The sequence below is a fragment of the Rhodococcus globerulus genome (assembly GCF_019334125.1).
Lineage (GTDB): Bacteria > Actinomycetota > Actinomycetes > Mycobacteriales > Mycobacteriaceae > Rhodococcus_F > Rhodococcus_F globerula.
This window is the reverse complement of sequence record NZ_CP079698.1, coordinates 1,563,167-1,583,177: the sequence shown is the minus strand read 5'-3', so window position 1 is coordinate 1,583,177 and position 20,011 is coordinate 1,563,167. Positions and strand designations below refer to the sequence as shown.

The 20,011-nt window shown below is 64.4% G+C and carries 18 protein-coding genes and 1 pseudogene; 14 read left to right on the top strand and 5 right to left on the bottom strand.

The window, feature by feature from the left end; all coding sequences use genetic code 11:
- Nucleotides 1–143 precede the first annotated feature (143 nt).
- The 3 genes from serB to yczE all read left to right on the top strand — a co-directional run bounded on the left by serB (nucleotide 144) and on the right by yczE (nucleotide 2,944).
- Nucleotides 144–1,364, top strand: coding sequence for a phosphoserine phosphatase SerB (gene serB, locus KYT97_RS07070; protein WP_033231092.1), 1,221 nt, complete (start codon nucleotides 144–146; stop codon nucleotides 1,362–1,364).
- Nucleotides 1,361–2,134: a peptidyl-tRNA hydrolase gene (locus KYT97_RS07065; RefSeq protein WP_116101510.1), complete on the top strand. Its 774-nt coding sequence runs from the start codon at nucleotides 1,361–1,363 to the stop codon at nucleotides 2,132–2,134. Before serB ends, KYT97_RS07065 begins: the two co-directional genes overlap by 4 nt.
- A 120-nt stretch (nucleotides 2,135–2,254) precedes the next feature.
- Nucleotides 2,255–2,944 carry a membrane protein YczE gene (gene yczE / locus KYT97_RS31160; RefSeq protein ID WP_342393915.1) on the top strand — a complete coding sequence of 230 codons (690 nt, stop codon included), beginning with the start codon at nucleotides 2,255–2,257 and terminating at the stop codon, nucleotides 2,942–2,944.
- Between the two features lie 14 nt (nucleotides 2,945–2,958).
- Here the strand turns inward: yczE and glgX are convergent.
- Nucleotides 2,959–4,899: pseudogene (glgX, locus tag KYT97_RS07060) on the bottom strand (glycogen debranching protein GlgX); the annotation flags it as partial.
- Nucleotides 4,900–4,932: 33 nt separating this feature from the next.
- Here glgX and KYT97_RS07055 point away from each other — a divergent pair.
- From KYT97_RS07055 to KYT97_RS07035, 5 genes are read left to right on the top strand one after another with little or no spacing between them, the layout of a single operon-like run.
- The gene (locus KYT97_RS07055; RefSeq protein WP_033231090.1) at nucleotides 4,933–5,784 is read left to right on the top strand and encodes an ABC transporter ATP-binding protein; all 852 of its coding nucleotides are present in this window, start codon (nucleotides 4,933–4,935) and stop codon (nucleotides 5,782–5,784) included.
- Between the two features lie 11 nt (nucleotides 5,785–5,795).
- Nucleotides 5,796–6,623 (top strand): NUDIX hydrolase, encoded by an 828-nt coding sequence (locus tag KYT97_RS07050; RefSeq protein WP_033231089.1) that lies wholly within the window; start codon nucleotides 5,796–5,798, stop codon nucleotides 6,621–6,623.
- 10 nt (nucleotides 6,624–6,633) lie between these two features.
- Nucleotides 6,634–7,413 (top strand): enoyl-CoA hydratase/isomerase family protein, encoded by a 780-nt coding sequence (locus KYT97_RS07045; protein ID WP_033231088.1) that lies wholly within the window; start codon nucleotides 6,634–6,636, stop codon nucleotides 7,411–7,413.
- Nucleotides 7,414–7,465: 52 nt separating this feature from the next.
- Nucleotides 7,466–8,479 carry a class I SAM-dependent methyltransferase gene (locus tag KYT97_RS07040; protein ID WP_372472364.1) on the top strand — a complete coding sequence of 338 codons (1,014 nt, stop codon included), beginning with the start codon at nucleotides 7,466–7,468 and terminating at the stop codon, nucleotides 8,477–8,479.
- 4 nt (nucleotides 8,480–8,483) lie between these two features.
- Nucleotides 8,484–9,641 carry a THUMP-like domain-containing protein gene (locus KYT97_RS07035; RefSeq protein ID WP_219111970.1) on the top strand — a complete coding sequence of 386 codons (1,158 nt, stop codon included), beginning with the start codon at nucleotides 8,484–8,486 and terminating at the stop codon, nucleotides 9,639–9,641.
- Between the two features lie 19 nt (nucleotides 9,642–9,660).
- Here KYT97_RS07035 and KYT97_RS07030 read toward each other — a convergent pair whose 3' ends face one another.
- On the bottom strand, nucleotides 9,661–10,968 hold the full coding sequence (locus KYT97_RS07030) for an outer membrane protein assembly factor BamB family protein (RefSeq protein ID WP_219111969.1): 1,308 nt from the start codon (nucleotides 10,966–10,968) through the stop codon (nucleotides 9,661–9,663).
- 117 nt (nucleotides 10,969–11,085) lie between these two features.
- Here KYT97_RS07030 and KYT97_RS07025 point away from each other — a divergent pair, with 117 nt between their 5' ends.
- Complete coding sequence (locus tag KYT97_RS07025) at nucleotides 11,086–11,847, top strand: acyltransferase (protein ID WP_033231084.1); 762 nt, start codon at nucleotides 11,086–11,088, stop codon at nucleotides 11,845–11,847.
- Between the two features lie 28 nt (nucleotides 11,848–11,875).
- Nucleotides 11,876–12,505 (top strand): maleylpyruvate isomerase family mycothiol-dependent enzyme, encoded by a 630-nt coding sequence (locus tag KYT97_RS07020; RefSeq protein WP_219111968.1) that lies wholly within the window; start codon nucleotides 11,876–11,878, stop codon nucleotides 12,503–12,505.
- On the opposite strand, the gene KYT97_RS07015 is transcribed toward KYT97_RS07020, so the two are convergent.
- From KYT97_RS07015 to KYT97_RS07005, 3 genes are read right to left on the bottom strand one after another with little or no spacing between them, the layout of a single operon-like run.
- Nucleotides 12,491–13,735 (bottom strand): glycosyltransferase family 4 protein, encoded by a 1,245-nt coding sequence (locus tag KYT97_RS07015; protein WP_033231082.1) that lies wholly within the window; start codon nucleotides 13,733–13,735, stop codon nucleotides 12,491–12,493. The genes KYT97_RS07020 and KYT97_RS07015 overlap by 15 nt on opposite strands.
- Nucleotides 13,732–15,267, bottom strand: a complete 1,536-nt coding sequence (locus KYT97_RS07010; RefSeq protein WP_219112864.1) for a 1,4-alpha-glucan branching protein domain-containing protein — start codon at nucleotides 15,265–15,267, stop codon at nucleotides 13,732–13,734. Before KYT97_RS07010 ends, KYT97_RS07015 begins: the two co-directional genes overlap by 4 nt.
- A 29-nt stretch (nucleotides 15,268–15,296) precedes the next feature.
- On the bottom strand, nucleotides 15,297–16,106 hold the full coding sequence (locus KYT97_RS07005) for a class I SAM-dependent methyltransferase (protein WP_045070389.1): 810 nt from the start codon (nucleotides 16,104–16,106) through the stop codon (nucleotides 15,297–15,299).
- 247 nt (nucleotides 16,107–16,353) lie between these two features.
- On the opposite strand from KYT97_RS07005, the gene KYT97_RS07000 reads away from it, so the two are divergent.
- The 4 genes from KYT97_RS07000 (at nucleotide 16,354) to KYT97_RS06985 (ending at nucleotide 19,979) form a co-directional block, all read left to right on the top strand.
- Nucleotides 16,354–17,154 carry an electron transfer flavoprotein subunit beta/FixA family protein gene (locus tag KYT97_RS07000; RefSeq protein WP_033231080.1) on the top strand — a complete coding sequence of 267 codons (801 nt, stop codon included), beginning with the start codon at nucleotides 16,354–16,356 and terminating at the stop codon, nucleotides 17,152–17,154.
- Between the two features lie 48 nt (nucleotides 17,155–17,202).
- Nucleotides 17,203–18,159: an electron transfer flavoprotein subunit alpha/FixB family protein gene (locus tag KYT97_RS06995; protein ID WP_045070388.1), complete on the top strand. Its 957-nt coding sequence runs from the start codon at nucleotides 17,203–17,205 to the stop codon at nucleotides 18,157–18,159.
- Between the two features lie 135 nt (nucleotides 18,160–18,294).
- The gene (locus KYT97_RS06990; RefSeq protein ID WP_045070386.1) at nucleotides 18,295–19,125 is read left to right on the top strand and encodes a GNAT family N-acetyltransferase; all 831 of its coding nucleotides are present in this window, start codon (nucleotides 18,295–18,297) and stop codon (nucleotides 19,123–19,125) included.
- On the top strand, nucleotides 19,122–19,979 hold the full coding sequence (locus KYT97_RS06985; protein WP_219111967.1) for a lysophospholipid acyltransferase family protein: 858 nt from the start codon (nucleotides 19,122–19,124) through the stop codon (nucleotides 19,977–19,979). The genes KYT97_RS06990 and KYT97_RS06985 overlap by 4 nt, the downstream gene beginning before the upstream one ends.
- The last annotated feature ends 32 nt before the right edge of the window (nucleotides 19,980–20,011 follow it).

Here is a 20,011-nt window from a genome sequence, read left to right as displayed (position 1 = left end):
ACCCGACCTACACGTAGGTCAACGCCAAAGGCCCCGCCCGAACAACGGGTGGGGCCTTTCGCTTGTTCGATTGCCGATTGGCACAATAGGTGTCGACGCATGTCGATCACGACACGATTTCCAAGAAATGATCGGAGTTCTCGGTGGGTGCCTCAGACACCACTGTTCTGGTGACCGTGACCGGGCCTGACCGGCCCGGTGTCACCTCGGTACTGTTTGCCGCACTGTCGCGGCACAATGTGAGCCTGCTCGACGTCGAGCAGGTGGTCATCCGAGGTCGGCTCACGCTCGGCGTCCTCGTTGCATGCCCGAACGATCCGGAGGCGCTGCAAGAAGAACTCGAGCAGGCGATGGCGACGGTCGGCATGAACGTCGACATCGAAATCGGCGCAGATCCCGGTCGGCCCGCTGTGTCCACCCACGCCGTTGTCGTTCTCGGCAGTCCCGTGAATGCTCGCGCGATGCGCGGAGTGGCACGCGAGTTGGCCAAGCAGGGCGCCAACATCGATTCCATTCGCGGTGTTGCCGACTACCCGGTGACAGGCCTGGAACTCAGTGTCAGCTCCGCCGGCAGCGCCGACGCAGACGCGAAGTTGCGCACCGGTCTTGCCGAAGTCGCAGCACTCGAGAACGTCGACATCGCGGTCGAGCGCGCCGGTTTGGCAAGGCGCGCCAAGCGTCTCATCGTGTTCGACGTCGACTCGACGCTCGTTCAGGGTGAAGTCATCGAGATGCTCGCTGCCAAGGCCGGCGTCGAAGACGAGGTTCGCGCTGTCACGGAAGCTGCGATGCGCGGCGAGATCGACTTCACCGAATCGCTTCATCAGCGGGTGGCCACCCTCGCGGGACTGGACGCCTCGGTGATCGACGAGGTAGCTGCGAGCATCGAACTGACCCCAGGTGCACGCACCACCATCCGCACCTTGCGTCGTCTCGGCTTCCATTGCGGCGTTGTCTCCGGCGGATTCCGTCAGGTCATCGAAGGATTGGCGCACGAACTCGAACTGGACTTCGTTCACGCCAACACCCTGGAAATCGTCGACGGCAAGTTGACCGGCCGAGTGATCGGCGAAATTGTCGACCGCGCCGCCAAGGCGGTCGCGCTCCGGAAGTTCGCCGATCAGGTCGGCGTCCCCATGGAACAGACCGTGGCCGTCGGTGACGGCGCAAACGACATCGACATGCTCAATGCTGCCGGCCTGGGTGTGGCGTTCAACGCGAAGCCGGCACTGCGCGAGGTTGCCGACGCGGCGCTGTCGCATCCGTTCCTCGACGCCGTGCTCTTCATCCTCGGTGTGACTCGCGACGAGGTCGAAGCAGCAGACGCGATCGACGGCGGCGTTCGGCGCGTGCCGATCCCATGATCGACGACCCCTGCGCCGCGGTGATGTTGGGCCCGGACGCGCTCTGGCGCGCCCGGCACGCCGTGCTGGCTGCGGGTTACGGTGGCCGACCCGATCCGGCCGACCCCGCCCAGGTTTTGGCGATGCCGATCGTCCTGCATATCCCGAAAGCTGATCCGCCCCTGCGCAGTTCGCTCCTGGAAGCGGCCGCATCGGCGGCGGTCGCTTTGTGTCTCGACGAGCGAGTCGGGTTGGCCGAGGACGGCGAACCCGGCCCGTGGCAAGGCAACTTCACGGCATGGGTGAGTGGGCGAATTCGTAAGGTGTCGCGCCGCGCGCGGGGAGCGCAGTGGTTGGCGGCGCAGGATGTCGCGGGAATCACTGTCGAGGTCGGCGGTGCCCAGGCCCGCGCTCTGGTGCCCGGACCTGTCGGGGAACTTGATCCGCGGATCAAGAAGATGCAGATCGGCGGCACTGATCTCGAACACGACAACCCGGGTCCGCCCATACCTGGACTGCCCGTGCTGTGGATTGACCCCGCGCTCGAGATGACCGTGGGAAAAGCATCGGCACAGGTCGGTCATGCGTCAATGCTGTTGGCGGCAGCCATGTCCGACGAGGAAGCCTGGCGCTGGGCTCAGACCGGATTCCGGTGTTCGGTTCGTGACGCGGACCCGGCGCAATGGGCGGATGCTGTGGCTCGGCTGAGTTCCGACGCCGTCGCCGTCAGGGATGCGGGATACACCGAAGTGGCGCCCGGGTCGATGACGGTGATTGCGGTTCCCGGCTAGACCAGTCCAGTATCGCCATCTTGGCTATGGGTTAAGTGTCCAGTGAGCCTGCAGGATGGCTGAGTGCTCATACGTAGATTTGCCTCGCTGTTCCTTGGCCTGTGGCTGTACGGCTTTTCGATGGCGATGATGATCGCCGCCGGGCTCGGCTTGGACCCCTGGGATGTTTTCCACCAGGGTGTGGCAGAGCGGTTCTCGTTGAGTTTTGGTGTCATCACCGCGATCACCGGTGCGCTTGTGCTGTTGTTATGGATCCCGCTACGTCAACGACCGGGTTTCGGAACCGTCGCCAATGTTGTTGTCATCGCCATTTCAGTGGATACCTCATTGGCCTTTTTGCCGGACTTTGATTCCATGCCAGTTCGAATCCTCATGCTGGTATCCGGTGTTCTTCTCAACGGGTTGGCCAGTGTCCTGTACATCGGAGCGGGCATGGGCCCCGGCCCACGCGACGGCCTGATGACGGGATTTGTCTCGCGCACGGGGCTGTCCGTTCGCCTGGTTCGGACCAGCATCGAGGTTGTTGTCCTTGCCGTGGGGTGGGCCCTCGGCGGCACGGTCGGTGTGGGAACCGTGCTGTACGCCTTGGGTATCGGGCCCACCATTCAGCTCCTGATCAAGGTGCTTCCCGACTCCATGACAGCGGCAGTGACAGGGACGCGTAAGGCCAGGACCGTCGGACCGCTCACCGTCAGCGTGGAACCTACTGCGACGGGGCCGGCCGAACCGGGTTCGCCGGTGGCGGTGGCCGAATCGAACACCGGCACCAGTGAACCGTCGAACCATTCCGGGGTTCCGACCGTGATCTGAGCCGGTCCGCCGGAATGCAGGATCAGTAGCCAGCTGCTGTCGCCGAGTGGTCGCCCGGCACGCGTGTGCGAGCGGACGTCGGCGCCGTCTATCCACGCTTGCACTGTTCGGTTGCGCTCGTCGTACCAGGCGCTGTCGTCGAATTCGGTTCCGGTGGAGTCGAACCAGACGAGGTCGGGATGGTCGATGCGTCGGCGCCCCTCGAAGAACTCAGGTTGCCGGAGGGCAGGTGCCGATCTGCGCAGTGCAAGTGCTCGGGAGACAAAACTGATCAGGGTGGGATCCGCACTCGACCAATCGAGTGCCCACGACTGTGCCGGCGTTGCATGCGTGGGAACGCAATACGCGTTGTTGTTGCCGCCGAGGCTGCGTCCGAACTCGTCGCCTGCGGTCAGCATCGGTGTGCCGGTGGAGAGGACGAGTGTTGCCAGGAGTGCCCGGACGTGTCGCCGTCGGGCTTCGATGACGTCGCTGTCGTAACTGGGGCCTTCGATCCCGTGGTTGAACGAATCGTTGTTGTCGGCGCCGTCACGGTTGTCCTCACCGTTGGCCTCGTTGTGTTTCGTGTTGTACGACACGAGATCAGCCGCGGTGAAGCCGTCGTGGGCGGTCACGAAGTTGATCGATGCCCACGGCCGCCGACCGTTGCCGGCAAAAACGTCCTCCGAGCCTGCGAGTCGTGACGCAACTTCCCGGACGCTGGAATCGCCGTTCCAAAAGCGTCGAATACTGCTGCGGTACTTGTCGTTCCACTCGGACCACTGCAAGCCGAAGTTGCCCACCTGATAGCCGTCGCCGGTGGCGTCCCACGGTTCGGCGATCAATTTGCGACGCGTCAGGACGGGGTCGGACGAGATCGCCGAGAGCACGGCAGCTCGCGAATCGAAGGCCGCGCCGCGTGGTCGTCCCAGCGCGCTGGCAAGGTCGAAACGGAAGCCGTCGACGCCCATCTCGTCGGCCCAGTAACGCAGGCTGTCGGTAATCATGCGCACCGAGACAGGGGAGGAGGCGTCGACGGTATTGCCGCACCCGGTCAGGTCGATATCGCTGCCGTTTTCGCTCAGGAGGTAGTAGCCGCGCGCATCCAATCCGCGCCAGCTGACGCTGATTCCGTCGACGCCTTGCTCACAAGTGTGGTTGTAGACGACGTCGAGAATCACTTCGATTCCGGCGTTGTGCAACGCGTCGACCATGAACCGGAACTCGGAGACCTCGTTGCCCGGGGTAGCCGCATATCCGGGGTGCGGCGCGAAGTACGACGCCGTCGAATAGCCCCAGTGATTGCGCATTCCGCGCGACCGAACGCTGTCTTCGGTCAGAAATGCTTGGACGGGAAGCAGTTCCACGGCCGTGACGCCAAGGCCGACGAGATAGTCGACGATGGCTGGGGCGGCAAGCCCGAGATATGTTCCGCGGTGTGCGATCGGTACGTCGGGATGAGTGGCGGTGAAGGCGCCGACGTGGAGTTCGTAGATCACCGTCTCCTCCCACGGTGTCTCGAGTCGATGGTGCGGCGGTGTCAGGCCGGCCGTCACGACGCAGACGGGGACGTGGCCGAGCGAGTCGACCGTCGACGGTTCGCCGAACGGATCGTGTTGGTAGTCGCGCAGCGCTGCAGCGTCGCCGAGGTCACCTTCGATGCGGCGCGCCCACGGGTCGATCAGAAGTTTGTGGGGATTGAACCGCTGACCTGTCCGCGGACTCCACGGTCCGTCGGCGCGGACGCCGTAACGTTGCCCGGCCCCGACGCCGTTGATCACTCCGTGCCAGATTCCGTACGTGTGTTGGCGGAGGTTCACACGCTGTTCTCGGCCGGCATTGTTGATCAGGCAGATCTGTACCGCCGTGGCGTCCGGCGAATGGACGGCAAACTGGGTTCCGCCGTCGACGACGGTCGCTCCGAGTGGGAACGGAGAACCCGGAAGTGGGGTGTGAGATTCATCTAGAGGCGACACGCAAGTAGATCCTGCCGTGGATGGCCGGAGAATGTGCGGGAAGATGGTCGGGTGCCAACACCTGATCCTGACCTGCTCATCGATTTCGACAACGTTCTCATCCGCCGCGGCGGGTCCACTCTTGTGGGTCCGGTGACGTGGAAGGTGGAGCTCGACGAGCGATGGGTGGTGCTCGGACCGAACGGTGCGGGCAAGACGTCGCTGCTGCGTATCGCGGCCGGCGAGGTGTTTCCCACCAGCGGTACCGCGCATCTGCTCGGCGAGGTGCTCGGCCGCGTCGACGTCAACGAACTCAAGCCGCGCATCGGCCTGTCGTCGTCCTCGCTGGCCAACCGGGTGCCCGCCGACGAGAAGGTCAGCGACCTTGTTGTCTCGGCTGGCTATGCGGTTCTCGGCCGCTGGCGCGAGGAGTACGAGTCGATGGACACATCCCGTGCCGTCGAGATGCTCGAGAGCCTCGGCGCCGAACATCTCGCGGACCGCACGTACGGGACTCTTTCCGAGGGCGAACGTAAGCGAGTGCTCATCGCGCGTGCCCTGATGACCGATCCTGAACTGCTGTTGCTCGACGAACCCGCAGCCGGCCTCGATCTTGGTGGCCGCGAAGAACTGGTCGCCCGCCTCGCTGTACTCGCGGCCGATCCCGACGCGCCCGCCACTGTCCTGATCACCCACCACGTCGAGGAGATCCCGCCGGGATTCACTCATGCCCTCCTGCTCAAGGAAGGTGGCGTCGTGGCGCAGGGGCTGCTCGAGGACGTCATCACCGCCGAGAACCTCAGCAACGCGTTCAGTCAGTCGATCACCCTCGATCAGGTCGACGGTCGGTACTTCGCGCGTCGTACGCGAGCATCCGGAGCGCACCGGGCACCCGTGACGGTGTAGGTTCCCGAAACATGGCTAACGAGTTTGCGGACGCTGTCCCCACACCTAAGGACGCATCGACGGTGATTCTGGTGCGCGACGCGGAAAACGCGGCATCGGGCATCGAGATATTCCTGCTCCAGCGGGTGAAGGGGATGGCGTTTGCCGGCGGGATGACCGTGTTCCCCGGCGGCGGCGTCGACAAATCCGACGGCACGGCCGAGGTCGAGTGGGCGGGCCCGTCGGCTCAGTGGTGGGCGGAGCGTTTCAGCACCGATGTCGCGCGGGCCAAGGCGCTCGTGCTGGCAGCAGTCCGCGAGACGTTCGAGGAATGCGGTGTCCTGCTCGCCGGGCCGAGTGCGGATACCGTCGTCGCAGACACGTCCGGCTACTCGGCGTCGCGGGTTGCTCTCGAGAACCACGAACTCACGTTCAGCGATTTCCTGAAGCAGGAGAATCTGGTTCTGCGTACGGATCTGTTGCGTCCGTGGGCGAACTGGATCACCCCGATCGGTGAGGCCCGTCGATACGACACTCGCTTCTTCGTGGCCGCCTCACCCGAGGGCCAGGTGGCCGATGGAGTTACCTCCGAGGCAGCCGAGGTTCGCTGGCAGAGTCCGCAGGACGCGCTGGACCATTGGCGCGCCGGCGACAGTATCCTGTTGCCGCCCACCTGGACTCAGCTGACGGAGTTGGCGAAGTACAACTCCGTTGCCGACGTCCTGGCGGCCGAACCCGAGATTCCGATCATCCTCCCGACGCTCTACCGCGACGAGACGACGTTCCGGATCGACTTCCCGAATCAGGATGACTACTACATCCCCGGGCCGCATCCTTGGGCTGCCCGGCCCGCCAAGTAATCTCCAGGGCATGTCTGAATTTGTAACTCTCGAGGTTTCCGACGGTATCGGCACGATCCGTCTCGCGCGCCCCCCGATGAACGCTCTGAACCGTCAGGTCCAGGACGAACTCGCGGTCGCGGCACGCGCGGCGGCAGTCGATCCGGCAGTGAAGGCCGTCATTATCTACGGCGGCGAGAAAGTCTTTGCTGCCGGTGCGGACGTCAAGGAAATGGCCGAGATGGACTTCGCTCAGATCAGTGACGCGGTGGCCGGAATCCAAGCCGGAATAGGCGCCGTCGCCGCAATCCCGAAGCCGACCGTTGCAGCGATCACCGGCTATGCCCTTGGCGGCGGACTCGAAGTTGCACTCTCCGCGGACCGTCGTATCGCGGGAGACAATGCCAAGGTCGGCGTACCGGAGATCTTGCTCGGCATCATCCCCGGCGGCGGCGGCACCCAGCGATTGGCCCGTCTCATCGGACCGGCCAAGGCCAAGGATCTGGTGTTCACCGGCCGTTTTGTCGGCGCTGACGAGGCGTTGGCAATGGGCTTGATCGACGAGGTTGTTGCGCCGGACGACGTGTACACCGCTGCCCGGAAGTGGGCGTCGCAGTTCGTGGGCGGCGCATCGCGTGCGATTGCGGCTGCGAAGGCTGCTATCGACGAGGGCCTGAACACGGACCTGGAAACGGGCCTGAAGATCGAGCAGCATCTGTTTGCAGGACTGTTTGCGACCGAGGATCAGTCGATCGGCATGGCGTCGTTCATCGAGAACGGTCCAGGCAAGGCCGAGTTCACAGGCCGGTAGGCTTCCCTAAATTAGAACTTGTTCATCTCTTACCAGCGAGTAGGATAGCCGAATGACTGCCAGCCCCACTGACGACGACATTGCCACGCCGCCTGCTGCCGAGGAAGCAGTAATGGACCCCGCGCCGCGGCCGCACGCCACGGCCGAAGAGGTCGAGGCCGCTCGCAAGGACACCAAGCTTGCTCAGGTGCTCTACCACGACTGGGAAGCCGAGACCTACGACGACAAGTGGTCCATCTCGTACGACGAGCGCTGCATCGACTACGCCAGGGGCCGGTTCGACGCCGTCGCCGGTGATCAGCCGCTGCCGTACGAGCGGGCACTGGAACTGGGTTGTGGCACCGGCTTTTTCCTCCTCAACCTGATGCAGGGCGGGGTTGCCAAGACGGGTTCGGTCACTGACCTCTCGCCCGGCATGGTCAAGGTCGCGATGCGCAACGCCGAAAACCTCGGTCTGCCCGTCGACGGACGCGTCGCCGACGCCGAGACCATTCCCTACGAGGACAACACCTTCGACCTCGTGGTCGGACACGCTGTGCTGCACCACATTCCCGACGTGGAGAAGTCGCTGCGCGAGGTTCTTCGTGTCCTCAAGCCCGGTGGGCGCTTTGTCTTCGCGGGGGAGCCGACCACCGTCGGTAACTTCTACGCTCGCTGGCTCGGCCGCGCGACGTGGGAAGCCACGACCACGGTGACCAAGCTGCCGTTCCTCGCCGACTGGCGTCGTCCGCAGGAGGAGCTCGACGAGTCCTCACGCGCCGCCGCTCTCGAAGCTGTTGTCGACATTCACACGTTCGACCCGACGGACCTCGAGAACATGGCGAAGTCCGCCGGCGCCGACCAGGTTCACGCCGCCACCGAAGAATTTGCCGCAGCACTGCTCGGGTGGCCGGTTCGCACCTTCGAAGCCGCAGTTCCGCAGGAAAAGCTCGGTTGGGGCTGGGGGCGCTTCGCTTTCGGTGGTTGGAAGACCCTCAGTTGGGTCGACGAGAAGATTCTGCGCCACGTCGTACCGCGCGGCTTCTTCTACAACGTCATGATCACCGGCGTAAAGCCAGGCAACTGAAACATTGGGTTATGACTTCACCCTCGCTGACATCGCCTATCTGGAAAGTGATTCCGGCATAGCGGCATTGGCCGAGATGGAACAGTTCGAGCTGTCCACGCGTACGCGTCTGGCCGACATCGGCCGGGCGCGTACGCGTTTCGGCGACCACATGCCCGCGCTTGTCGACACGGTTCTGCTGCGCCGAAAGGCGGCTGCAAAACTCCCCGGCAGCGGGGGCTGGTTGTTCACCGACGACGCGATGCAGCAGGCCACCCCGGCGGCTGTCGCAGATCACCGTGCGAAGCGACTTGTCGGGCGCACGGTGCACGACGTGACGTGTTCCATCGGTGCGGAACTGCACGCCCTCACCGGCGTTGCGGATCGGGTAATCGGTAGTGACATCGACGCCGTCCGTTTGGCGATGGCCCGTCACAACGTGCCGTCGGCGGCGCTGTTGCGGGCTGATGCTTTGCGTCCGACAACGCGCGACACCGTGATCCTTGCCGACCCGGCACGCCGTTCGGGTGGCCGACGAACACACGATCCGGCCGCATTGATGCCGCCGCTCCCGGATCTGCTCGATGCGTACGACGGCCGCGACATTGCCGTGAAGTGTGCTCCCGGACTCGATTTCGACAACCTCGGCTGGAACGGCGAGGTCGAGGTCGTCTCACTCGACGGCGGTGTCAAAGAGGCCTGTCTGTGGTCGGCGGGACTTACCGAGGCGGGCGTGACCCGTCGGGCATCGGTACTGCGGTCCGACGGCACCGGGTGGTCGGTGACCGACGCCGAGGACGACACCATCCCCGAGCAGGAACCGGGAGAGTGGATCATCGACCCGGACGGCGCCGTCGTTCGCGCGGGCCTGGTGCGCCACTACGCGGCCAGACATGGTCTGTGGCAACTGGACCCACGGATTGCGTATCTCACCGGAAACAGTGTCCCCGAGGGTGTTCGCGGATTCCGGATTCTCGAACAGATCAAGTACTCCGAAAAGCTGTTGAAGCAGACTCTCTCGAAGCGCGACTGCGGCGTCGTCGAGATCCTGGTTCGTGGTGTCGACGTCGATCCGGCAGTGCTGCGTCCACGGCTCAAACTCAAGGGTTCTGTGTCGCTGAGTGTGGTGATCGTGCGCATCGGACGCTCGGCGTCGGCTTTCATCTGTGAGGCGTCGCGCTAGCCCTGAGTCGTCGCACAGCTCACTTGAAGACGAACAGCTCACCGATTGCGCTGGGCGTCAACACTTCACCGTTCGGGCCGACGGAGGTGCCGACGGTGAAGCCGACCGCGCCTGGCAGGGTGTTCTGAGCAACGGTTTCACCGGATCGGGTGTCGAACGTGATCAGGCTCAGCCCGTTGTCGCCTTCGCGGACGACGGTGTACCCGGTGTCCCCGGCAGTTTGAGCCGGAACACCCAGCTGCAGTAGATCCTTGCGCTCCCAGACGAGTTCGGCGTGATCGCCCTTGTCCTGGACGGCAAGCAGGTGACCGTCGGCAGCTCCGGCGGGGATGATCAACCCGTCGTCGGAGGTGGAAGGGCTCCCCGCGGAGTTGAAGCCGATGTCGTAACTCCACACCGGGTCGCCGGTTGCGGCATCGATCGCCCACAGCGTTCCGTTGTTGTCGGTGGTGTAGACGGTGTTTCCGTCCTTCGACAGGTCCGGGCTCGACGCGGTTCCGCCGGGCAGTGCGTCGGTGGACCACTCCGGGGTGATCGAGGGATTGTCGCCGCCTGTGTACTTCATGGCGACCAGATCGGCGGCCTGGGAGTTGGGCCCGTAAAACGTGAAGTAGAACGTGCCGCTTTCCAGATCGATTGCGGGGGTGTTTGCCACCGGGCAGCCCGACGTGCCGAGGAAGCACTCGTCGAGTCCCTGGTTGTCGGGAATGAGTTCGGCGTTAGTCTGCTGCTCGAACGTCGGCGGCGGAATCAAATTGAACGACGAGACAACCTTGGCGCCGGTCTGGGGATTGAGCACGTTGATCTGGCCGAGCTGTGTGATGAACAGCAGATTGCCGTCGCCCGTGAACTGCGCCGACAGGGGAGTGCCGACAACAAGTGTGCGCCAACGCAACTGGCCGTTGCGGGTGTACGACGCCATCGCCCCGCTTTCACCCACGTAGACGTTGGTCGCGGTGTCCACGATGGGCGTCGACGCGGCAACGCCGTCGTTCATCCGGGTGCACCACACCTTGCGGCCGGTGTCGAGCTGAAACGAGAAGAGGTTGCAGCCGTTCTCGGCGCGCGCCGTCACGAAACTCTGGCCGTTTGCTCCCACGGACGCATACGCGGCAATGGGGCCGCCGAGTGGACGCGACCACGCGAACTCGAGATCGCGGGAACCCGTGACCTCGCTGGTGTCGCTGTTTCGGGCGTCGGCGTGCATCGCCGGCCAACCGGCAGTTGCGTAGCGGTCGACGACGGAACTCTCGCTTCCACAGCCGGCAGCCATCACCGTAGCGATCGCCGCCATCACCATCACGGACGACCGTAGGACCCGCCGCATCTCACATCTCCCTGCCGCTCGCGAAAGTAGTTCGGACCAGAGACTATCCCGCCGTAGGCAACGTGACGGGGCACACCCCGAGGGTCGGTGCGTCGACTGCCCGTACTCTGAATACTCATGACGAGCATGTGGGGCGCACCGTTGCGCACTCGGTGGCGGGGATCACGCCGAAACGACAGCGATCAGGCCAAGTTCCTGACCGTCGATTCCCTCAAATGGGTTCTGGCGAACAAGGCATATACCCCCTGGTACCTGGTGCGGTACTACCGTCTTGCCAAGTTCAAGATGGCCAATCCGCACGTGATTCTGCGCGGCATGGTGTTTCTCGGCAAGAACGTCGAAATCCACTCGACTCCCGATCTGTCCCGCCTCGAAATCGGGCGCTGGGTCCACATCGGCGACGGCAACGCGATCCGCTGCCACGAAGGCTCCTTGCGCATCGGAGACAAAGTGGTCTTCGGCAAGGACAACGTCGTCAACACGTACCTCGACATCGAAATCGGCGCCTCGACGCTGGTTGCCGACTGGTGCTATATCTGCGACTTCGACCACCGCATGGACGACGTCAACACCCCCATCAAGGATCAGGGCATCGTGAAGGGCCCCGTGCGCATCGGTCCGGACACCTGGGTTGCCGCGAAGGTCACCGTCCTGCGTAACACCCGCGTCGGTCGGGGTTGTGTTCTCGGAGCGCACGCCGTAGTCAAGGGGGACATCCCGGACTACAGCATCGCCGTCGGTTCCCCGGCCAAGGTCGTCAAGAACCGTAAGGCCGACTGGGAAGCGGGCGCAGCGGACCGTGCCGAGTACATCGCGGCCCTCGAAGACATCGCGCGGAAGAAGGCAGCCGCCGAGGCGGACAAATCTGTCAAGAAGTAGAGCGTGACGCTCGGGAGGGGAGTGCGGCATGAGCGAACAGACACCCGATTGGGTTGTGGAGCACCGACGCGAGTTGGTGACCTTCCTGGACGGTCTCACCACTGCGCAATGGGACACGCCCTCGCTGTGTGAGGGGTGGCGTGTGCGTGAAGTGGTCGCGCACATCACCATGCCGTACCGTTATCCCGCTTCGCGATTCGTACTCGAAATGGTGAAATCGCGCGGTAACTTCAACCGCATGTCCAACCGCCGTGCGCTTGCGGACGCACGCGATCTGACCGAGCAACAGCTGCTTGGCTCCCTGCGCGAGCACGTCGCATACCCCTGGAAGCCGCCCGGTGGCGGCTTCGACGGGGCGCTGTCCCACGACGTCATTCACGGCCAGGACATCCGCGTTGCCCTCGGCGACGACTACGTCGTACCGGAGGACCGCCTCAGTCGTGTTCTGGGCGGCTTGTCACCCAAGAACGTGAAGTACTTCGGCGCAGACCTCGAAGGCGTGCGTCTGCGCGCTGACGACCGGGACTGGGAATTCGGCGCAGGCGCCGAAGTGCACGGCGCCGCACAGGACTTGCTGATGGTGCTGTGTGGCCGCATCCTGCCGCCGGGCCATCTGCTCGGCGACGCGCGGATGCGGTTCACGTCAGCGTCCGGGTAGCGGGCGCTCCGGAATCACCGGGCGGGCCAGGGGATGGCGCACCCGACGCTTGGCTCCCGCGTACACGTGCGCGGTTTCCTCGGCCACTTGATGCCAGTCGAAGTCCGAGGTGAGGCGTGCCCGCGCTGCGACGGCGCGTTCCTGAGCGCCCGCCGGGTCGTCGAGCACTTCGCGTACGGCCGACGTCAGTCCCGCAACATCGCCGGGTTGGAAGGACATACCGGTTACGCCGTCGACAACGGCTTCGCCCAATCCACCTGCAGTAGAAGTAATCAGCGGTGTACCGGCTGCTGCGGCTTCGAGAGCGATGATGCCGAACGGTTCGTACCGTGACGGCAGAACTATGGCGTCGGCGCCGTGCAGCCAACTCAGAAGCTCGGAGTGGTCGAGGTTGCCGAGAAAGTTGACCGACCGCACGACGCGATGGGTGCGCGCCTGTTCGGCGAGCCAGCCGAACTGAGTGCCCTCGCCCGCGACAGCGAGTGTGGTGCCGGGATGGCTACGACGGATTCGCGGCAGCGCAGCAATAGCGTCCTGGACACCTTTCTCGTATTCGAGGCGTCCGACAAAGAGTAGTTTCGGTGGCCCCGACCTCGGTGCACGTTCGCGAAAGTTCCACGTGGTCAGGTCAATTCCGTTGCGGATGACCGTGAGCGGCGGCAGTGAAGGGCCGTAGAGCTCGGTAACCTCGTCCTGCATTGACGCGGAACATGTTATGAGAGCGTCGGATTCGTTGGCCAGCCACCATTCGACGGAATGGACCTGACGGTTGATGCGTCCGGAGATCCAGCCGCTGTGCCGGCCGGCTTCCGTGGCGTGGAGCGTGGAAACCAGTGGCACGTCGTAGAATTCGGCCAAGGCGATTGCGGGGTGAGCGACCAGCCAGTCGTGGGCGTGAACCACGTCAGGCTGCCAGCCTTCGCCGACGCCGGGCTTGTGCAGCGCCGTTCCGGCTCTGACCATCGCGTGACCCATCGCGAGTGTCCAGGCGAGCATGTCCTCGCCGAACACGAAGTGTGCTGGGTCCTCGGCAACCGCGACGACTAGCACGCCTTCGGAGATGTGCGTGACCGTCGGGTGCGTCGACGCGTCGGTACCGGACGGACGACGCGACAGAACAACCACCTCGTGCCCGGCCGCGGCCAGTTCGGTGGCGAGATGGTGGACGTGCCGACCCAGTCCGCCGACCACAACCGGGGGGTATTCCCACGAAACGATGAGAATTTTCACGAGATGCTCCCGTTTGCCAGTTCGCTCTGGGGCAGACGCCGTGCGTCGAGGCCGGGGAACAGGCCGTCCGCGCGATTCCAGCCGTCGGCGAGGCGGGTGGCAACCGCATCCCTGCCGGAGACCACGGCGTCGGCGATCTCCCTGGTTGCGTGAGCGTGCTTGTGTGCGCGTTCGCGCGCATACCCCGCTGCGGAATCCTTGCTCACCATGAACGCCCAATCGCTCGACACTGTCATCAGTGTCTCCCGAAGCACCTGATCGTTTACCCGGTTTCGCAGTTCCGGACGTCCGGGGACATTGTCGTGCCCACGAGACTTGTCCACCGCATTCAGTGCCGTGTCGACAACTTCGGTGTTGAGTTGCACGAGATCACTGACCTGATCGCCCGCCCACACTCGCCAGTCCTTGCCAGATCCCCACGACGAATCCTCCAGTTGCACAGGCTTACCCACGTATCCGGCGGCCTGCGCATCGCCTAGGGTTCCGACGCGGATGCCCGCCTCTGGTAGGGCGCGCAGAACCTTTTCGAGCCACTGCGGACCCTCGTACCACCAGTGCCCGAACAGCTCGGTGTCGAACGCCGCGACCACCAGTGCGTCGCGCCCGATGCGCGCGGATTCCGATCGCAGTCGCGCACGGACGGCCTCGACGAAGTCGGTGACATGCTTGTCGACGGCGGCCGCTGCGAGGTCCGGATCGTAGGGAGCCTTGTCAGCGGAGTCGACCGTTCGGCCGGTGACCCGGGACGGTTTCAGGCCGGTCTCGTGGTCGTACGTGTGGAAATCGCGGTACGCGCCGTGGCCGGGATATCCGGATTTCGGAGACCAGACGCGGTAGCTGACCTGCAGGTCGCGGCCGAAGGCCACAACATCGGAGTCGCGGACCGGGCGGCCGAGGGTGGTGTCACCGCGCAGGGCAGGGCCGTCGACCATGAAGTGTGTGACGCCGGCTTCGGCGTACCCACGTTCCATGCCGGGGGTGTACCCGCATTCGGGTCCCCAAATGCCGGTGGGAGTGTGGTTCCACCGCGCCTGAGCGTCGGCGAGGCCCTCGCGGAGGGAGAACGCGCGCAGCCGAGGATCGAGAAGCGGCTGGAACGGATGAGCCAGCGGGCCCCCGAGCAATTCGAAGGCGCCGCGGTCGATGAGATCGCGGAAAACCGGGGAAGCGCCGTGCTGCCAACGGGTTTCGAAGTCTTCCAATGCTGCGGCAGACGCACGGTGCTCGCGCGTGCCGAGTTCACGGTGCGCCGCGTCGGGCATCCCGGCCGCTTCGTGCGCGCGGATCTGCCAATTGCCGAGCCAGTGGTGCATCCCGGCGAGGCAGTGTGGATCGTCGAGCTGTGCCGCGAGTACCGGCGTGATTCCCAGCGTCAGAAGGTTGGATCGACCTTCGTCGGCGAGGCGTCGTAGCGCCGCGGTGAGGGGGAGGTACGACCCGGCCCACGACTGGTAGAGCCATTCTTCGCCGACGGGCCATCGCCCGTGGTTGGCGAGCCACGGCAGGTGCGAGTGCAGGACCAGGGCGAACATCCCCGGTTCTCGGACGGGTGTTGCGTTACTCACTCGGCAGGATCTTTCACTGCGGGGTCTTTGACAGCGGCGTCTTTCACGGCAATTGCGACGAGGTCGAGGCTTGCGTCGATGTCGGGGACGGCGAGCGTGAAGTCGTCCACGGTGATGCCTTCGACGTCGCGGGTCAGGTCCGCCGGCCATGGCTCACCGGCGAGGGCACGGTCGATCTGCGCATTGATGAACGATCCGCCGTGTTTGGCGTCGAGGTCCTTCAGTCGCGGGCCGTGATGGACACCCGTCATGAGTTGGACGCGGAATCCGGCGTCTACCAGGAGTTCCGTCATCTCGTCTGCGTTGAGTTCGCGGGTGTGAAACGGGTTGAGCGGTGTGTCCCGGCCCGGGGAGAAGGTGATCCGATTGGGGGTGCTGATGAGAAGTTCGCCGCCAGGAGCCAAGACTCGGAAGCACTCGCGCAGGAATTGTCCCTGGTCCCACAGGTGCTCGATTACCTGGAAGTTCACTACTACGTCCACCGAATTGTCTTCGAGTGGCAATTCGGCGAGATTGCCGTGGACCATCTCGACGCGGGGGTAACGAGCGCGGACGTGTTCGACGGCGGAGATGTCGTAATCGAGACCGGTGACCTTGGTGGCGACATCGGCAATCATGTTGGCGCCGTAGCCTTCTCCGGAACCGGCTTCGAGCACGCGGCGATCGGTGCAGCGTTCCAGCAACGCGCGGTAGACAACTTCGTGGCGCCGGAACCAGTAGTTCTCCTCGGGAATTCCCGGCACAGTTCGTTCGCCCGTCAGGGGCAGGGGTGCGTCCTCGTGGTTGCTGACACTTGTTTCACTCACCTCTGGGAGATTAGTGCCAAACGGATAGAACGTGTTCACGTGGTCCAGATCACAGCGATAATTTGCACTCCGTGCCGTTATGGTGAGGGTGGTTCCACGTTAAGTTACCGACGGGTAACTTAACGTGAGGTAATCTAACGCACAGCCGACGTGAGACGAGAAATCCATTTGCGGAATCCCTCGGCCTGCGCGTAGCAACACAGACGATTTATCAGGTGAAATACACACAGGAGGTCGACGAAGACCCATGACGAATATCGTTGTTTTGATCAAGCAGGTCCCCGACACATGGTCCGAGCGCAAGCTGACCGACGGCGACTACACGCTTGACCGTGAAGCCGCAGACGCAGTGCTCGACGAGATCAACGAGCGCTCCGTCGAAGAAGCACTCCTCATCAAGGAAGCTCAGGGCGGTGAGGTGACGGTGCTGTCCGCAGGCCCCGACCGCGCCACCGACGCTATCCGCAAGGCACTGTCGATGGGCGCCGACAAGGCTGTCCACATCAACGACCCCGCGCTGCACGGATCCGACGCCATCCAGACCGCGTGGACCCTCGCAGCCGCACTCGGACAGATCACGTTCGAGAACGAAGAGCCTGCAGACCTGATCATCGCCGGCAACGAGGCCACTGACGGCCGTGTCGGCGCTGTTCCGGCCATCATTGCCGAGTACCTGGGCATTCCGCAGCTCACGCAGCTGCGCAAGCTCGTCGTCGCTGACGGCACCGTCACCGGTGAGCGCGAGACCGACGAGGGCGTTTTCGGCCTCGAGGCTTCGCTGCCCGCAATCGTCTCGGTCACCGAGAAGATCAACGAGCCGCGCTTCCCCTCCTTCAAGGGCATCATGGCCGCGAAGAAGAAGGAAGTTCTCGTCTACACACTGGCCGACCTCGGTGTCGACCCGGAGACCGTGGGTGTTGCCAACGCCGGCACGACCGTGACCTCCTCCACTCCGAAGCCCCCCCGCACCGCTGGTGAGCGCATCGCAGACGAGGGAGACGGTGGCACCAAGATTGCCGCGTACCTCGTCAGCAACAAGGTCATCTGATCGCGCCCTTCTAGGCAACCAGCAGAAAAACTCAGGGAGAGTTAAGTCATGGCAGAAGTACTTGTGCTCGTAGAGCACGCAGAAGGTGCGCTGAAGAAGGTCAGCACCGAACTCATCACCGCTGCACGCGCACTCGGTGAGCCGTCGGCAGTTGTCGCCGGCCCCGCCGGCACCGCAGCCAAGCTCGCCGACGCACTGGCAGCAGCCGGCGCAGAGAAGATCTACGTCGCCGAGTCCGACGACATCGAGGGCTACCTCGTCACCCCCAAGGTCGACGTTCTCGCCGCACTCGTCGAGTCCACCAGCCCCGCAGCGGTCATCACCGCAGCCGGCACGGAGGGCAAAGAGGTTGCCGGTCGTCTGGCCGCACGTCTGGGCTCCGGTCTGCTGACCGACGTCATCGAGATCAAGGCCGACGGAACCGGCGTCCACTCCATCTTCGGTGGCGCGTTCACCGTCGAGGCCAAGGCAAACGGCGACGTCCCCGTCTACTCGGTTCGCCCGGGTGCAGTCGAAGCAGCTCCGCAGGCCGGCGCCGGCGAGCAGATCGCTGTCGAGGTTCCGGCTCAGGACGAGAGTGCCGTCAAGGTCACCTCGCGTGAGCCGATCGTCGGTGGCGACCGCCCCGAGCTCACCGAAGCCAGCGTTGTGGTTTCCGGTGGACGTGGCGTCGGCAGCGCCGACAAGTTCTCCGTCGTCGAAGAGCTCGCCGATTCCCTCGGCGCAGCAGTCGGCGCTTCGCGTGCGGCTGTGGACTCGGGTTACTACCCCGGACAGTTCCAGGTCGGTCAGACCGGTAAGACGGTCTCCCCGCAGCTGTACATCGCACTCGGCATTTCCGGTGCCATCCAGCACCGCGCCGGCATGCAGACGTCCAAGACCATCGTCGCGGTCAACAAGGACGAAGAGGCACCCATCTTCGAGATCGCCGACTTCGGCATCGTGGGCGACCTGTTCAACGTCGCACCGCAGCTCACCGAGGCTGTGAAGGCTCACAAGGGCTAAAAAGCACCACCTGCTGTGCGCCCTTATCAACCCCCAGCGGTTGATAAGGGCGCACAGTGCTTTATTCACCCGGCCTGCATCGGCGCGTCACTTTGCTGATGCCGCGCCGTCGCGTCCGGTCGATAAACCTGGCGCATGACAATTACGTCAGTCCTTCGCCCCGCGAGTGACAATCTCGGCCGTGAGGTCGCCGCGCCGAGATATTCCCTGATCGTCTCCTCCGACCGTGAACATCGAGTGGCCGCGCAGCGCCTTCGATACCGGGTATTCGTCTCCGAGCCCGGATTCTCGATTCCCGCTTCACCTTTCGAGCTCGACGCAGATGCGTTCGACGATTTCTGTGACCACATCCTGGTCTACGACGATCTCACCGGCGATTACGTCGGGTGCTACCGCATGCTCACCCCGGATGCCGCGGCCAGAGCAGGTGGGTATTACACCGCAACGGAATTCGATATCTCGGCTATCGATCCGGCGGCGCGCCGAGTGGTCGAGATGGGCCGCGCATGTGTCGATCCGGCGCATCGCAACGGATCGGTACTCGGACTCATGTGGTCCGGGATTCTGCAGTACCTCGAACTGACCGGCCACGAATGGGTGATGGGGTGCGTCTCCGTTCCGATCACCCCGCACCCCGGTGCCGTCCCCGGCGCGGATGTGCGCGGCGTCCGCGATTTTGTGTTGAACAAGCACGCCAGTCCGTTGGAGAGGCGGGCCGTTCCCCGAAATCCTGTCGTTCTCGGCGGCCGCACACTGGATCAGATCGCACCACCCGCACGCGTGACCATGCCACCGCTGCTGCGCGGATATCTGCGCATGGGCGCCGTGATCTGCGGTGAACCCGCCTACGATCCCGCGTTCGGCGTCGCGGATTTTGTTGCGCTGCAGGGTTTGCACTCGGCAAACAAGAGGTACCTCGATCGGCTTCGATCGGCGGCGTCTACCCAGCAAGGGCTCGCGGGATGACCCCGTACTGGGTGCCGTCGAGCCCCTGCGGCGACGGGTGTCTGCCGTCCGATCCGGCGCGTGTGTCGAATATCACGGTAGGGATTCGAGCGGTGATGGTCGGCTGCGCGTTGCTGACTGCGCCGATACTGTCGGCGGGCTGGCTGCTGCCGCGAACCTGGCGGGCCCATCTGCAGCGTGCGTACTCACGCCTGCTGCTCCGCTGCCTCGGCATGAAACTGAGCGTCGACGATCAGCGATTGGGCAGGCCTGAACCGGACGGGGTAATGGTGGTCGCCGGCCACGTTTCCTGGACGGACGTACTGGTTGCGAGTGCCGTTGCGCCCGCGAACTTCGTCGCCCGGGCGGATCTGCTCGAGTGGGCGGTCCTTGGATCGCTGGCACGTCGGATGCGAGTTGTGCCGATCGATCGCGCTCGGCTGCGTGAGCTGCCCGAAGTCGTCGCAGCTGTGCGCGAGCGCCTGGAACGAGGCGTGCGCATCATGGTCTTTCCGGAGGGAACGACCTGGTGCGGGCGGGCGTACGGCGGATTCCGCCCGGCGATGTTCCAGGCAGCGGTCGATTCGCAGTGCCCGGTCCAGCCCATGGCGATCCGGTACGCCAACGCCGACGGCTCCCTGTGTACTGGCCCGTGTTTTGTCGGCAGCGAGACGATCGGGCAATCCATCGTGCGAATCCTGCGTCAGAAAAGTGTGGAGGTCGAGGTCCGATTGGCGCCGCTCGAAGAGGCAGGGGAGTGCCGGCGCGAGCTTGCGGAGCGGTGTGAGCGGGCAGTACGCGGCACAACTGCTCTGGTGTCCGATCTGGAGATGCGGATCACCGCCGCGCCGGAGGATGTTCGCTTAGCCGGGTAAGCGGCGCGAAGCGAGCCGTCGTGCTGGGCTAT